The sequence below is a fragment of the Micromonospora sp. NPDC049139 genome, assembly GCF_055586845.1.
Genome location: NZ_JBVJHK010000008.1, coordinates 191,069 through 204,774, shown reverse-complemented (window position 1 = coordinate 204,774; position 13,706 = coordinate 191,069). Strand labels below are relative to the sequence as shown.

Genomic DNA, 13,706 nt, shown 5'->3' with positions numbered 1-13,706 from the left:
AGGGCCGGCCGGATCCGGCTACCGTGGCGGCATGGGAAAGCCGACCCGTTGGGTGACCGAGACCGGTCCGGAGCACTCGCAGTGGTACATCGACCGGTTCCGCCGGCTGGCCGCCGAGGGGGCGGACCTGGCCGGCGAGGCCCGGCTGGTGGACGCCCTGGTCGCGCCGGGATCCCGGATCCTCGACGCCGGCTCCGGCACCGGCCGGGTGGGCGCGGCGCTGGCCGCCCGGGGGCACGCGGTCGTCGGCGTGGACGCCGACCCGGCGCTGGTGGAGGCCGCCAGCGCCGACCACCCGGGCCCGCGCTGGCTGGTGGCCGACCTGGCCGAGCTGGACCTGGCGGCGGCCGGGGAGCCGGAGCCGTTCGACGCGGTGGTCGTCGCCGGCAACGTGCTGGCCTTCGTGGCCCCCGGCACCGAGCGGGACGTGCTCCGCCGGATCGCCGCCCACCTGCGACCCGACGGCGTGGTGGCGGTGGGCTTCGGCACCGACCGGGGCTATCCGCTCACCGACTTCGACGCCGACGCCGTCGCCGCCGGGCTGCGGCTGGAGCACCGCTTCGCCACCTGGGACCTGCGCCCCTGGCGCGACGACGCCGACTTCGCCGTCACCGTGCTGCGTCGCCCCGCCGCCTGAGCCCGCCCCACCGCCTGGGCCGCGGCGTTGCATGAGCCGCGACGTCGCATGAGCCGGGGCTTCGCATGGGCCGGGGCTTCGCCGGCCGGGTCAGGCGGGGGTGGCGACGACCCGCGCGGCGGCGGGGTCGAGCGTGGCGCCGGCGGGCACCAGGCTGACCAGGCCCGCCGGCAGCCGCAGCGGCCGGACGTCGCGGTAGCCGAGCATCCCGCGCACCTCGCCGCCGGCGAGCACGTACCGCCGTCCCAGGTCGGTCACCACGGAGACCGCGCCGCCTGGCGCGCCCGGCGCCGCGACCGATTCGACCACCGCGCCCCGGCCCGGCTCCACCACGACGTGGTCCGCGTGCACCCCGCCGCCGGACGCCGGAGGCGGGGTGCGCGGCGCGGCGGCGAGGTCGGGCAGCCCCACGCCGAGCCTGACCTCGATCGCGCCCCCGTCGTCACCGACCCGGACGCAGAGCGCGGACCCGTCGGGCGCGGCCAGGCGGGGCGGCGCGGTCGGCGGGGCGGTCGGGCCGGTCGGCGCGAGGTCGGGCAGCTTCGGCAGCGCGGCGAAGCGCCCGAGGGTGATCGGCTCCGGTTCGCCCTGCCCGGTGCGGGCGAGCAGCAGGCCGGCCTGCAACTCGGTGATGCCCGCCAGGCCGTCCCGCAAGGCGACGGCGTACTGCCGGCCCCCACCGGAGTTGCGTACCAGGTAGACGTCGCCGATCCGCGCCCCGGACACCCGCGCCGAGCGTTCCCCCTCGGCGGGCAGGGCCAGCGGGGCCAGGTCGGCGCCCGCCGGCAGGCTGTTGAGCAGCGCCGGCGCCGCCGGGACCGCCCGGGCCCGGGTGGCCGCCAGGGCGGCCAACACCCGGTTGGGGTCGCGCAGCAGGTAGCGACGCTGGTGCCAGACCAGGTGCAGCGCGCCGTCGGGGTGGCGCAGCAGCAGCGCGTCCTCGCCGAGCGCCCGGCCGCCGTCGCCGGCCACGCCGATCAGCAGCGCCGACCGTGGCGTCGACCGGTTGTCCTCGGGGGCCGCCACGGAGCAGACCGTCCACGGCGCGGTCGACAATCGTCCGGGCGCGGGCAGCGAGTCGGGGGCGTCGGCGATACCCAGCGGCAACCCGCGCGGCACCCCGTCGATGGCGCGGCGGGAGACGAGCACGGTCTTCGGCCGGTCCGCGCCGATGATCAGCAGGGCCGACGCGTAGTTGAGCACCGGGTGCAGCTTCTGCTCCCGATAGACGAAGCGGGCCCCGGACTCCTTCTCGACGATCACGGCGCCCGGGTCGCGCCAGCTGCTGCCCCCGCCAGCGAAGAGGCCGTAGAGGGCGAAACCGCCCAGGCCGATGGCCGCGACCAGGACGCTGGCCAGGGCCGCGCCGGCCAGCCGCCGGAACGGCGACTGCGCCGGGTCGGTCTCCCGCATCACCAGGGCGGCGACCGCCCGCTGGACGGTGAACTGGTACGAGTGCAGCTGGTCCTGCCGCGACGGCATGGGATCCCTTCCGGTGGTGCGGTCGGGGCACAGGATAAGCGTTCCGTCGATGTCCCGAGGACCCTGCGTCGCGGCGGCACGGCCCCCGCCTTCGCCGGCGTCACCCCGGGGTAGGCGCTCGGGCTGATCAGGCCAGGCCAGGGAGCACCCCGGGGCCTGGCACCTGTCGTACCCCCCGGGGACAGCATGGTGTCGTCGGGTACCCCCGGGGGTATAGTGGGTGACGAGGAGGTGCGGGGTGAAGCTTCGACCCGAGATGACGAGCGACGCGCTGACGCGCCTGAAGCGGGCCCGGGGGCAGCTCAACGCGGTCATCGAGATGATGGAGAGCGGCCAGGACTGCCGCGACGTGCTGACCCAGCTCGCCGCGGTGTCGAAGGCGATCGACCGGGCCGGTTTCAAGATCATCGCGTCCGGCATGCGGCACTGCAACGCCGCCCGCGAGCGCGGCGAGGCGCCGGAGATGACCGAGGAGGAGCTGGAGAAGCTCTTCCTCTCGCTGGCCTGAGCACACCGGCACGGAGCACGGCCACCCACGTCGCGTGACAGCGACGTGGGTGGGTAAGCAGTGCGCACACGTCGACAACCGCGGACGTGTGCCCGTCGGATACCCCCCGGGGTATGGATCCCACAAGGAGCACGACAATGGCAGTTGAGGTGTCCGTCATCGCGACGTCCTCGCTCGGCGACCGCAGTTACCTGGCCTCCGACGGCGGGGTGGCGATCGTCGTCGATCCCCAGCGCGACATCGACCGGGTCATGTACCTCGCGGGCGCCAAGGGCGTGCGCATCACCCACGTGGTGGAGACCCACATCCACAACGACTACGTCTCCGGCGGCCTGGAACTGGCCCGGCTGACCGGCGCCGACTACCTGGTCGCCGCGGACGACGAGGTGGGGTTCGACCGGACCCCGGTCGCCGACGGCGACACCGTGCCCGTCTCCGGCGCGATGCGGCTCCGGGTGGTGGCCACGCCGGGGCACACCTTCCACCACCTGTCGTACGCGCTCGACGAGGCCGACGACGGCGACTGGCGGCCGGTCGGGGTGTTCACCGGCGGCTCGCTGCTCTTCGGCACCACCGGCCGCACCGACCTGCTCGGCGCGCAGCACGCCCACGAACTCGCCCACCACCAGCACGCGTCGGCGAAACGGCTGGCCGACCTGCTGCCCGACGGGGCCGAGGTGTGGCCGACCCACGGATTCGGCAGCTTCTGCTCGGCCAGCCAGGCCGACGCGCCGGAGTCGACCATCGGCCGGGAGAAGCGGGCCAACCCCGTGCTGCGGCTGGCCGCCGACGAGTTCGTCACCGAGACCCTGGCCGGGCTCGACGCCTACCCGGCGTACTACGCCCACATGGGCGTGGCGAACCTCGCCGGTCCGGCGCCCGTGGACCTCACCCCGGTCGCCCGGGCCGACGCCGCCGCGCTGCGCGAGCGGATCGCCGACGGCCAGTGGGTCGTCGACCTGCGGCACCGCAAGGCGTACGCCGCCTCACACCTGGCCGGCACCGTCAGCCTCGGGCTCGACGGCCCGATGTCGACCTGGCTCGGCTGGCTCGTCGACTGGGGCGCACCGATCACCCTGCTCGCGGAGACCGCGGCGCAGGTCGCCGACGCCCAGCGCGAACTGGTCCGCATCGGCATCGACCGGCCCGCCGCCCAGGCCACCGGGACGGCCGAGCAGTGGGCCGCCGACCCGGGGCAGCTGCGGAACCTGCGGACCGCCGACTTCCCCGCGCTGGCCGCCGCCCGCGCCGGCGACACCCCGGCGGGGCTGCCCGCCCCGGACGTCGTGCTCGACGTCCGGATGACCAACGAGTGGCGCGCCGGCCATGTCGAGGGCGCCGTGCACATCCCCCTGCCCGACCTGCGGACGCGGCTCGCCGAGGTGCCCCCGGGCGTGGTCTGGGTGCACTGCGGCTCCGGATACCGGGCCACCGCCGCCGCGTCGCTGCTGGCGAACGCGGGCCGCGAGGTCGTGGTGCTCGACGACGCGTTCGCCCGGGCCGAGGCCGCCGGCGTCGCCATGGTCGGCGGCGCCTGACCTGAACCTGGCCGCCGGCCGCCGCGACGGCGGCGGCCGGCCAGCCCCCTGCGCCGGTCGGCCCCCGCGAAGCGGCTTCGGCCGGCCACCCCCTGCCCGGGTCGGCCGCCGCGAAACCGCCGCGGCCGGCCGCTCCCTGCCCAGAATCCGCGCGACACACCCCGAATGAGGAAGAATGAGCACTTCGGAGAACGCCCGCCCCGCCGTCCTCGACGCCGCCGCCCTGCGCGAGCTGATCGACTCCGGCCGCGCGCCCCGCCTGCTGGACGTGCGCACCCCGGCGGAGTTCGAGACCGCGCACATCCCCGGTGCCTACAACGTCCCGCTCGACCTGCTCAAGGAGCACCGCGAGGAACTGCGCCGCCACCTCGACGAGGACGTGGTGCTGATCTGCCGCTCCGGCGCCCGCGCCACCCAGGCCGAGCAGGCCCTCTCCGGGGCCGGGCTGCCCCGCCTCAAGGTCCTGAACGGCGGCATGACGGCCTGGCAGGCCGCCCACGCGCCGATCAGCCAGGGCGCCCCGCGCTGGGACCTGGAGCGACAGGTGCGGCTCGTCGCCGGGTCGATCGTCCTCGTCAGCATCCTGGGCTCGGTGTTCGTGCCCGGCCTGAAGTGGGTAGCCGGCTTCATCGGCGCCGGGCTCACCGTCGCCGCCGTCACCAACACCTGCGCCATGGGCATGCTGCTCGGCAAGCTGCCCTACAACCGGGGCGCCAGCTGCGACCTCGACACCGTCGTCGGCCAACTGCGTGCGGGGTCGACAACCGGGCGGCGGTCGTGACCGGCGGCCTCGCGCTGACCGTCGGGCTGGCCGTCCTCATCGGGATCACCCTCGGCCTGCTCGGCGGGGGCGGCTCCATCCTCGCCGTACCGCTGCTGGTCTACGTCGCCGACCTGCCACCGAAGGAGGCGATCGCCACCTCGCTGCTGGTCGTCGGGGTGACCAGCGCCGTGGGCGTGCTGCCCCACGCCCGCGCGGGTCGCATCCGGTGGCGGACCGGCCTGGTCTTCGGTGCCGCGGGCATGGCCGGCGCGTACGCCGGCGGCCGCCTCGCCGCGTTCGTCCCGGCCGCGGTCCTGCTCGCCGGCTTCGCCCTGATGATGCTCGCCACCGCGACGGCCATGATCCGCGGCCGGCGCGACCGCGGCGGCGGCCGGCCCGTGCCGCACGAGCTGCCGGTGCTGCGGGTGGTGCTCGACGGCGCCGTGGTCGGCCTGGTCACCGGCCTGGTCGGCGCCGGCGGCGGCTTCCTGGTCGTCCCCGCCCTCGCCCTGCTCGGCGGCCTGCCGATGCCGGTCGCGGTCGGCACCTCGCTCGTGGTCATCGCGATGAAGTCCCTCGCCGGCCTGGCCGGCTACCTGTCCACCGTCGGCGTCGACTGGGGCCTGGCCGCCGCGGTCACCGCCGCCGCCGTGGCCGGCAGCCTCGCCGGCGGCCGGCTCGCCGGGCACGTCCCCGAGGACGTGCTGCGCAGGGCGTTCGGGTGGTTCGTGGCGGCGATGGGCGTCTTCGTCCTCGGCCAGCAGCTCCCCGGGCAGGTGCGGACCAGCCCGCTGCTCTGGATCGTGGCGGGAGCGGTGGCCGCCGCCGCGGTCGGCGCGCTGCTGCGCGACCGCCGGCACCGCGCCCGACCCGACCGGACGATGGGTGCCGGTGTGCCGCGCCGGCGCCGGCGACGCGACCGGCCCGACCGGCCCGACCGGCCCGACCGGCCCGACCGACCCGGCCGGCGCGGCCGGGCAGACCGACCCGGCCGGGCGGCGGTGCGGCCGTGACGCCAGCTCTACCGGCGGGCGGAGTCGCGGGCAACCCGGCGGGCCGGCGCCGCTCAGGGACGCAGGATCAGCCGGATGGGATTGCCCTCCTTGGTGTGCACCCGCCGCACCGCCTCCTCCGCCTCGGCCAGCGGCAGCACGTCACTGATCGACGCGCTCAGGTCGAGCCGCTTCTGCCGGGCCAGGGACACCAGTTGCTCGACGTGCTCGGACTCCGAGCCGTAGTGGCCGAGCAGCGCCTGCTGGAAGTAGTTGAACGGGCTGTCCGACGCGATCGTGACCGGCTTGTTGGCGATCCCGGCGAGCACCAGCCGGCCCCGGCGGGCGAGCACGGTCAGCGCCTGCTCCCGGACCGGAGTCACCCCGGCGAAGTCGAACGCGACGTCGAGCCCCCGCCCGCCGGTCAACTCGAGCACGGCGTCGCGGAACCCGGGGTCGGCCGGGTCGAGCGCCGCGTCGGCGCCCAGCACCATCGCCCGGTCCCGCGCCGCCGCCAGCGGCTCCACCGCGATCACCGGGGCCGCGCCCACCAGGCGCAGCAGTTGGACGGCGTGCGCGCCCAGGCCGCCCACGCCCCACACCGCGACCGCCTCCCCGGGCCGGGTACGCCCGGTGTCCGTCACCGCCGCCCAGGGGGTGGAGACCGCGTCCGGGATGATGCAGGCCTGCTCGAACGGCAGGTCGTCCGGGATCGGCACCACCGTGTCCTCGCGGGCCACGGCGTACTCGGCCCAGCCGCCGTCGTAGTCCACGCCCCGGGTGAACACCGTGCCGCGCCGGTCCCGCTCCCCCGCCTGGAGCAGCACCCGCTGGCCCGGCTCCCACCCCTCGACGTCGTCGCCGAACGCGTCGACCACCCCGGCTACCTCGTGGCCCAGCGTCACCACGTCGCCGGGCAGGTAGAGCGGCGTGAGGGTGCCGTCGATCAGGTGCACGTCCGACAGGCAGACACCCGCCGCCTCGACCCTGATCCGCACCTGCCCGCGCTCCGGCTCCGGCACCGGCACCGACTCCATCCGCAGCACCCGGTCCGCCACGTGCAGCCGTCCGGCCAGCATCTCCGCCACAGTGCGCGCTCCCTGTCCGGCCCCCGGTCGGCGGCCCTCGACGAGCGCGCATACCCGGCCGGACGGAAGGAATGCGCGCCGGTGGCCGGTCCTCGGGGCGCCGCCCGGTAGCATCCGGGCCCGTGGGCGTGCGATTCGAGGAACTGGCCTGGCGGGACACCCCGATCGGCCTCATCAGCCTGCGTCGGCGCCGCGACCCGTCGCTCGACGTCGAGGTGTACGAGGTCAAGCTCGACGACGAGTTCCTGATGTCCAGCCTCTTCCCCGTCGCGGAGATCGAGCTGGCCCGGCTGGGGCTGGCCCCGCTGGCCGGGCGCGACCTCGACGTGGTCGTCGGCGGCCTCGGCCTCGGCTACACCGCCCGCACGGCGCTCACCGACGAGCGGGTCGGCTCGCTGCTGGTGGTGGAGGCGATCGAGGACGTCATCGACTGGCACCGCCGCGAGTTGCTGCCGTTCGCCGCCGGGCTGGCCGCCGACCCGCGGACCCGTTTCGTGCGGGCCGACTTCTTCGCCGCCGTCGCCGACGGCACCGGTTTCGACCCGCAGGCGCCGGGACGACGGTTCCACGCCGTGCTCCTCGACGTCGACCACTCGCCGCGCAACGTGCTGCACCCCACCCACGCCGCCTTCTACACCCCGGACGGCCTGCGCCGGCTCGCCGCCCACCTGCACCCGGACGGGGTGTTCGCCCTCTGGTCGGACGACCCGCCCGACGCCGCGTTCGAGGAGGCACTCGCGGCGGTGTTCCGTACCGCGCGGGCCCACGTCGTCCCGTTCGCCAACCCGCTGACCGGCGGGGAGTCGACCAACACCGTGTACGTCGCCCAGCGCTGACAGGCCACCTGACCAGGCGTCTCGGCGGTCCGCGCCGCATGGTGCGGGCCGGACCGGGAAGGAGGGCGGGGGCCGCGCGACGCGGCCGGGGTCACGGGAGGTGGAGACATGCGGGCCATGCTCTGGGTCGTCGCCGTCATCGCCGGCGCGCTCGTCCTGCTCGGGCTGCTCCTCGAGGCGGTGCGCTGGCTGGTGGTCATCGGCGCGGTGGCGCTGCTCGCGGTCGTCGTGCTGGCGGCGGTCAAGGGGCGGCAGGCGATGCACCACTCCGCCGGGCGCCGGTGACGTCGAGCGCGGCGGCCAACTCCTCGTCGTAGGTCGCGATCGGTCGCCCGTCGGCGGCGTAGGCGACGAGCCGGCCGTGGGCCATGGTCGCCGACCGGAACGAGAACGTCCGGGGCCCCGGATGGGCCGCCAGCAGCGGGATGACCCGGGGCGCACCACCGGGGGCGGAGTGGTATTCCAGCCGGGCCACCACCGGCGACACCACCCCGTTGACCCGGACCTTGGTCTTTTCGCGCCGGGTGCCGAAGGTCACCGGGGCGTCGGTGCCGTACGCGGCGCACTGCACCGGGCCCCGGCAGACGAAGAAGTAGCGCGGATTGTCCACGTCGGACAGCGTGTAGGCCTTGAACGTCGGGTCGGCACCGGCCGGCAGCGGCTGCACGGCGAAGAACGCCACGGCCAGCGCGGCGGTGGTGCCCACCCGCAGCCAGCCGCGGGCCGCCCGGGGTCGCCGGCCCGCGCCCGCCACGGCCAGTGCCGCCCCGCCGAACCCGGCCAGGCAGAGCACCCCGACGCCGAGCGCCCGGGCGTTCTCGAAGAGGAACTGGATCCCGGGGGTCGTCGAGACCGGGGCCAGCACCACTCCCAGCGAGACCACCATCGCCACCAGCAGTGCGCCGCCGGCCACCCGCCGGGCGATCCCCTCGGCGCCGATCAGCAGCATCGCCGCCAGCACCGGCCAGATCTGGTGGTGGGTCCAGGACACCGGGGACGCGGCGACGGTGGCGCACCCGACGAGCACGGCGGCGTGCCCGGGCCGCCCGTGCGCGGCGAGGTGCCGCGCCCGCAGCAGGGCCACCCCGCAGAGAACGGCCACCAGGGCCGCCCAGAGCAGCGGCAGGGACGCCTCGTCGAGCCCGATCCGCAGCAGCATGCCGTGCACCGACTGGTTGCCGAGCGAGGCGAGGTTGCCGATCCGCGCCGTGTCGCGCATCGCCTCGGTCCAGTACGTCCAGCTCGCCGCCGGCAGGACCGCCGCCCCCAACGCTGCGCAGCCCAGGAAGGTGACCACGGCCCGCCCGGCGTCCCGGTAGCGTCCGGTGGCGAGGAAGTAGACGACGAACAGCAGCGGGGTCAGTTTGATCGCGGCGGCCACCCCGACGAGCACGCCCCGGAGTCGGGCCGGGACGACGCCCATGCCGTCCAGCAGCGCGAGCAGCACGATGAAGATGCTGACCTGGCCGAAGCGGAGGTTGCTCTGCACCGGCGCGGAGAGCATCAGGGCGCAGGCGACGGCCGGCACGACGAGGGCCCGCCGGGGCCCGGGGCGGGCGAGCAGGCGGCCCACCGGGATCGCGATGGCGACCACCGCGAGGCAGGTCAGCGCCAGCCAGATGCCCTGCGCGACCCCCTCGGGGACGGCGGCGACCGGCCAGAGCACCAGCGCCGCGAACGGCGGGTAGGTGAACGGCCCGCCGTTCTCGGCGACGAAGTCGTACAGCGGTCGGCCGGCGTGCAGGTGCAGCAGCGCGCCCCGGTAGATGTGCAGGTCGGAGAGGCGGTCCGGGCGGAGCGTCACGAGCGCGGACGACCCCGCGGCGACGATGACGAAAACCGACCAGAGCACCGCCACCCGCCGATCCCGCATCGTCGGAGTCTACGGCCGGCGCCCGTCCGGCGGGGACCCCGACCAATACCTACGTGACCGTAGGTTACCGTGAAGTAGGCCCGGCGGCGCGTGAGGTGCGGAGGAGAGACATGGAGCTGAGTGCGGAGCGGCCCTGGCTGCGCAGCTACGCCCCGGGCGTGCCGGCGACCATCCCGCCGTGCGACGAGTCGCTGGTCGACCTGCTCCGCGACGCCACCCACCGGTTCGGTCCCCGGGTCGCCCTCGACTTCTTCGGCGCCACCACCACGTACGCCGACCTGTTCGACCAGGTCGGCCGCGCGGCGGAGGCGCTGCGGCGGCTCGGCGTCGACCGGGGCGACCGGGTGGCGCTGGTGCTGCCGAACTGTCCGCAGCACGTGGTGGCCTTCTACGCCGTGCTGCGCCTCGGCGCGGTGGTGGTGGAGCACAACCCGCTCTACACCGAACAGGAGCTCACACACCAGCTCGCCGACCACGGCGCCCGCGTCGCGGTCGTCTGGGACAAGGTGGCGCCCCTCGTCCGCCGTACCGCCGGCGCCACGGCGGTCGAGACCGTGGTCGCGGTGGACCTGACCCGGGCGCTGCCCCGGCGCAAGCGCTGGGCACTGCGGCTCCCGCTGCCCCGGGCGCGCGCCGCCCGCGCGGCGATGACCGCGCCCGCGCCGGGGACGCTGCCCTGGGAGCGCCTGGTCGCCGCCGGCCCGCCGCTCGCCGCCGGGCACCCCGCCCCCGGCCCGGACGACACGGCGCTGCTGCAGTACACCGGCGGCACCACCGGCACGCCGAAGGGCGCCGTCCTGACCCACCGCAACCTGCGGGCCAACGCGGCGCAGGGCCGCGCCTGGGTGCCGGGCCTGCGCGACGGCGCGGAGACGGTCTACGCGGTACTGCCGCTGTTCCACGCGTACGGGCTGACGCTGTGCCTCACCTTCGCGGTGGGCATCGGCGCCACGCTGGTGCTGTTTCCCCGCTTCGACCTCGACCAGACCCTGGAGGCGGCACGCCGTCGCCCGCCGACGTTCCTGCCCGCCGTCCCGCCGATCTACGAGAAGCTCGCCACCGCGGCCCGGGAACGCGGCGTCGACCTCACCTCGGCCCGGTACGCCATCTCCGGCGCCATGGCACTGCCCCCGGCGACGGTCGAGGTGTGGGAGTCGGTCACCGGCGGGCTGCTCGTCGAGGGCTACGGCCTGACCGAGACCTCCCCCGTGGCGCTGGGCAACCCGGTCTCCCCCGCCCGGCGTCCCGGCACCGTCGGGGTGCCGTTCCCGTCCACCGAGATCCGCGTCGTGGACCCGGAGGACCCCGCGCACGACCGCGAGCCGGGCCAGGCGGGCGAGCTGCTGGTCCGGGGACCGCAGGTGTTCGCCGGCTACTGGCGCCGCCCGGAGGAGACGGCGGCGGTGCTGCTGCCCGGCGGCTGGCTGCGGACCGGGGACATCGTGGTGACGGACGCCGACGGCTTCGTCACGGTGGTCGACCGGATCAAGGAGCTGATCATCACCGGCGGGTTCAACGTCTACCCGTCCGAGGTGGAGGACGCGCTGCGCCGCGTCCCCGGCGTGCGCGACGCCGCGGCGGTCGGCCTGCCCGGCGCCCACGGCGGCGAGGAGGTGGTGGCGGCGGTCGTGCCGCACGAGGAGGCCGACCTGGACGAGGCCGCCGTCCGGGCCGCGTGCCGGCAGCACCTCACCGCGTACAAGGTGCCCCGCCGGGTCGTCATGGTCGAGGACCTGCCCCGCTCGCAGATCGGCAAGATCCTGCGCCGCGAGGTGCGCGACCGGCTGCTCGCCGACGGCTGAGGCGGCGGGGCCGGTCGGTCCGCCGACGGGCGGGCCGACCGGGCCCGCACCGTCACGCGCAGGCCGGTGCGGCGGCGGACGGTGGCGCGGGGCGGTCAGAACCAGTCGTCGCGCATCTCCAGCGTGGTCCGGTCGAGGCTCTCCAGCAGGTCGAACTGAGGCCCGGTGCGGGGCAGCTCGTAGCGGAAGAAGTACCGGGCGGCCTGCCGCTTACCGGCGTGCAGGTCGGCGTCCGGCCCGTCGCCCGGGCCGCCGGCCGCCTCGACGACGAGCAACTGCTCCAGCCACATCCAGGCGATCACCACGTGGCCGACCGCCTCCAGGTAGACGCTCGCGTTGGCCAGCGCCGCCGCCGGGTCGCCGGTGCTCCACAGCCGCCGGGTGACCAGGGTGATCCGGTCCAGGGCCGCGCCGAGCGGGCCGGCCAGCTCGGCGGCCTCGCCCTCGGCCTTCCACGCCCGGGTGACCGTGGCGCGGACCGTCTCGACCAGCAGTGCGAGCCCGTCCCCGCCGCGCATGGTCACCTTGCGGCCCAGCAGGTCCAGCGCCTGGATGCCGTGGGTGCCCTCGTGGATCGGGTTGAGCCGGTTGTCGCGCCAGTGCTGCTCGACGTCGTAGTCGCGGGTGTAGCCGTAGCCCCCGTGCACCTGGATGGCCAGGTCGTTGGCGGCCAGGCACCACTGCGACGGCCAGCTCTTCGCGATCGGGGTGAGCACGTCCAGCAGCAGGCGCGCGCGTTCCCGGTCCGCCGCCTCCGGCGCGGTCTTCTCCTCGTCGAGCAGCCGTCCGCAGTAGAGGACGAGCGCCAGCGCGCCCTCCACGTAGCTCTTCTGCGCCAGCAGCATCCGCCGCACGTCGGGGTGGGCGACGATCGGCACCTGCGGCGCGGTGGGGTCCTTGTCGGCGGCCGGGCGGCCCTGCGGCCGCTGGCGGGCGTACGTGAGCGACTTCAGGTAGCCGGTGTAGCCGAGGGCGGTGGCGCCCGCGCCCACCCCGATCCGGGCCTCGTTCATCAGGTGGAACATCTGCGGCAGGCCCTGGTGCGGCTCGCCGACCAGGTAGCCGACCGCGCCGGGGCGCCCGCCCGGCCGGTGCACGCCCCCGCCGAAGTTCAGCACCGTGTTGGTGGTGCCCCGGTAGCCCATCTTGTGGTTGAGGCCGACCAGCACCACGTCGTTGCGCGCGTCGGGGGCGCCGTCGGCGTCGAGCAGCACCTTCGGGACGATGAACAGCGAGATGCCCTTCACTCCGGGCGGGCCGCCGGGGATCCGGGCGAGCACCAGGTGGACGATGTTCTCCGACAGTTCGTGGTCGCCGCCGGAGATCCACATCTTGGTGCCGTGCAGCCGGTACGTCCCGTCGTCCTGCGGCTCCGCCCGGGTGGTGATGTCGGCCAGCGAGCTGCCGGCCTGCGGCTCGGACAGGCACATGGTGCCGAAGAAGCGGCCCTGCACCATCGGCCGGACCCAGGTGTCGATCTGCTCCGCGCTGCCGTGCGCCAGCAGCAGGTTGGCGTTGCCGAGGGTCAGGAACGGGTAGGCCGAGGTGCCGATGTTGGCGGCCTGGAACCAGGCGAAGCAGGCGGCCTGCACGACGTGCGGCAACTGCATCCCGCCGATCGAGGCGTCCATGCCGGCGGCCAGCAGGCCGGTCTCGGCGAAGACGTCGAGGGCCTGCTTGACCTGCGGGATGATGTGCACCCGCCGACCGTCGAAGGTGGGCTCGGTGAGGTCGGCGGCCCGGTTGTGCGGGGCGAACCGCTCGGTGGCCACCCGCTCGGCGAGGTCCAGCACGGCGTCGAAGGTCTCCCGGGAGTGCTCCGCGTAGCGGGGCCGCTCGGTCAGCCGGGTCACCTCCAGCCAGTCGTGCAGCAGGAACCGCAGGTCGCGACGGGAGAGCAGAGTGGACGACACAGGTCTCCTTCCGGCGGCGGTCGCGCCGCCGGCCGCGGCTCGGCCCGGCGGTGCCCTCGCCCAGGTCATCCTGACCGATCCGGCCGGCCGGCGCACCACCCGGCGCCGTGCGCGTCGTACCAGCCCGGCACCTCTCGCGGATCCGGGCGGGCGCCGCCAGATGAGGGCGGGCATTGAGTTGTGTTCATCCTGAACGTGCAGGTCACGGGGGTGGCGTGGACGGGTGACGTCGTGCTCGTGCTGGTCGTCGGGGTCTGTCTGGCGTGAAGATCGT

11 protein-coding genes and 1 pseudogene are annotated in these 13,706 nt (G+C 75.5%); 8 read left to right on the top strand and 4 right to left on the bottom strand.

Going from position 1 to position 13,706, the window contains the following annotated elements; genetic code table 11:
• Positions 1-31 precede the first annotated feature (31 nt).
• Positions 32-637 carry a class I SAM-dependent methyltransferase gene (locus tag ACZ6Q9_RS16750; RefSeq protein ID WP_393304938.1) on the top strand — a complete coding sequence of 202 codons (606 nt, stop codon included), beginning with the start codon at positions 32-34 and terminating at the stop codon, positions 635-637.
• Positions 638-727: 90 nt separating this feature from the next.
• Here ACZ6Q9_RS16750 and eccB read toward each other — a convergent pair whose 3' ends face one another.
• On the bottom strand, positions 728-2,119 hold the full coding sequence (gene eccB / locus ACZ6Q9_RS16745) for a type VII secretion protein EccB (protein WP_396829316.1): 1,392 nt from the start codon (positions 2,117-2,119) through the stop codon (positions 728-730).
• A gap of 238 nt (positions 2,120-2,357) precedes the next feature.
• Here eccB and ACZ6Q9_RS16740 point away from each other — a divergent pair, with 238 nt between their 5' ends.
• The 4 genes and pseudogenes from ACZ6Q9_RS16740 to ACZ6Q9_RS16725 all read left to right on the top strand — a co-directional run.
• Positions 2,358-2,627, top strand: a complete 270-nt coding sequence (locus ACZ6Q9_RS16740) for a metal-sensitive transcriptional regulator (RefSeq protein ID WP_393267865.1) — start codon at positions 2,358-2,360, stop codon at positions 2,625-2,627.
• A 137-nt stretch (positions 2,628-2,764) separates the two neighbouring features.
• Positions 2,765-4,165, top strand: coding sequence for a rhodanese-like domain-containing protein (locus ACZ6Q9_RS16735; protein WP_466021411.1), 1,401 nt, complete (start codon positions 2,765-2,767; stop codon positions 4,163-4,165).
• A 175-nt stretch (positions 4,166-4,340) separates the two neighbouring features.
• Entirely contained in the window at positions 4,341-4,946 is a 606-nt protein-coding gene (locus tag ACZ6Q9_RS16730; protein ID WP_396829342.1) for a rhodanese-like domain-containing protein, read from the top strand.
• Positions 4,943-5,866 (top strand): annotated as a pseudogene (locus ACZ6Q9_RS16725) (sulfite exporter TauE/SafE family protein); the annotation flags it as partial. The gene ACZ6Q9_RS16730 and the pseudogene ACZ6Q9_RS16725, both read left to right, overlap by 4 nt.
• A 128-nt stretch (positions 5,867-5,994) precedes the next feature.
• Here the strand turns inward: ACZ6Q9_RS16725 and ACZ6Q9_RS16720 are convergent.
• The gene (locus ACZ6Q9_RS16720) at positions 5,995-6,999 is read right to left on the bottom strand and encodes a zinc-binding dehydrogenase (RefSeq protein ID WP_396829341.1); all 1,005 of its coding nucleotides are present in this window, start codon (positions 6,997-6,999) and stop codon (positions 5,995-5,997) included.
• Between the two features lie 131 nt (positions 7,000-7,130).
• Between ACZ6Q9_RS16720 and ACZ6Q9_RS16715 the strand changes: the two genes are divergently transcribed.
• Both ACZ6Q9_RS16715 and ACZ6Q9_RS16710 read left to right on the top strand, forming a co-directional pair.
• Positions 7,131-7,844, top strand: a complete 714-nt coding sequence (locus ACZ6Q9_RS16715; RefSeq protein WP_396829315.1) for a spermidine synthase — start codon at positions 7,131-7,133, stop codon at positions 7,842-7,844.
• 108 nt (positions 7,845-7,952) lie between these two features.
• Positions 7,953-8,129 (top strand): hypothetical protein, encoded by a 177-nt coding sequence (locus ACZ6Q9_RS16710; protein WP_357463340.1) that lies wholly within the window; start codon positions 7,953-7,955, stop codon positions 8,127-8,129.
• On the opposite strand, the gene ACZ6Q9_RS16705 is transcribed toward ACZ6Q9_RS16710, so the two are convergent.
• Positions 8,086-9,717 carry a glycosyltransferase 87 family protein gene (locus ACZ6Q9_RS16705; protein ID WP_396829314.1) on the bottom strand — a complete coding sequence of 544 codons (1,632 nt, stop codon included), beginning with the start codon at positions 9,715-9,717 and terminating at the stop codon, positions 8,086-8,088. The two genes, ACZ6Q9_RS16710 and ACZ6Q9_RS16705, sit on opposite strands and share 44 nt — an antisense overlap.
• A gap of 110 nt (positions 9,718-9,827) precedes the next feature.
• Here ACZ6Q9_RS16705 and ACZ6Q9_RS16700 point away from each other — a divergent pair, with 110 nt between their 5' ends.
• Positions 9,828-11,519 carry a long-chain-fatty-acid--CoA ligase gene (locus ACZ6Q9_RS16700; RefSeq protein WP_393458786.1) on the top strand — a complete coding sequence of 564 codons (1,692 nt, stop codon included), beginning with the start codon at positions 9,828-9,830 and terminating at the stop codon, positions 11,517-11,519.
• A gap of 95 nt (positions 11,520-11,614) precedes the next feature.
• Here the strand turns inward: ACZ6Q9_RS16700 and ACZ6Q9_RS16695 are convergent, their stop codons facing one another.
• Positions 11,615-13,432 (bottom strand): acyl-CoA dehydrogenase, encoded by a 1,818-nt coding sequence (locus ACZ6Q9_RS16695; RefSeq protein WP_396829313.1) that lies wholly within the window; start codon positions 13,430-13,432, stop codon positions 11,615-11,617.
• Positions 13,433-13,706 lie beyond the last annotated feature (274 nt).

Coding starts and splice junctions, on each gene's coding strand:
- ACZ6Q9_RS16750 (WP_393304938.1), top strand. CDS start 32: ATGGGAAAGCCGACCCGTTGGGTGACCGAGACCGGTCCGGAGCACTCG.
- eccB (WP_396829316.1), bottom strand. CDS start 2,119: ATGCCGTCGCGGCAGGACCAGCTGCACTCGTACCAGTTCACCGTCCAG.
- ACZ6Q9_RS16735 (WP_466021411.1), top strand. CDS start 2,765: ATGGCAGTTGAGGTGTCCGTCATCGCGACGTCCTCGCTCGGCGACCGC.
- ACZ6Q9_RS16730 (WP_396829342.1), top strand. CDS start 4,341: ATGAGCACTTCGGAGAACGCCCGCCCCGCCGTCCTCGACGCCGCCGCC.
- ACZ6Q9_RS16720 (WP_396829341.1), bottom strand. CDS start 6,999: ATGCTGGCCGGACGGCTGCACGTGGCGGACCGGGTGCTGCGGATGGAG.
- ACZ6Q9_RS16710 (WP_357463340.1), top strand. CDS start 7,953: ATGCGGGCCATGCTCTGGGTCGTCGCCGTCATCGCCGGCGCGCTCGTC.
- ACZ6Q9_RS16705 (WP_396829314.1), bottom strand. CDS start 9,717: ATGCGGGATCGGCGGGTGGCGGTGCTCTGGTCGGTTTTCGTCATCGTC.
- ACZ6Q9_RS16700 (WP_393458786.1), top strand. CDS start 9,828: ATGGAGCTGAGTGCGGAGCGGCCCTGGCTGCGCAGCTACGCCCCGGGC.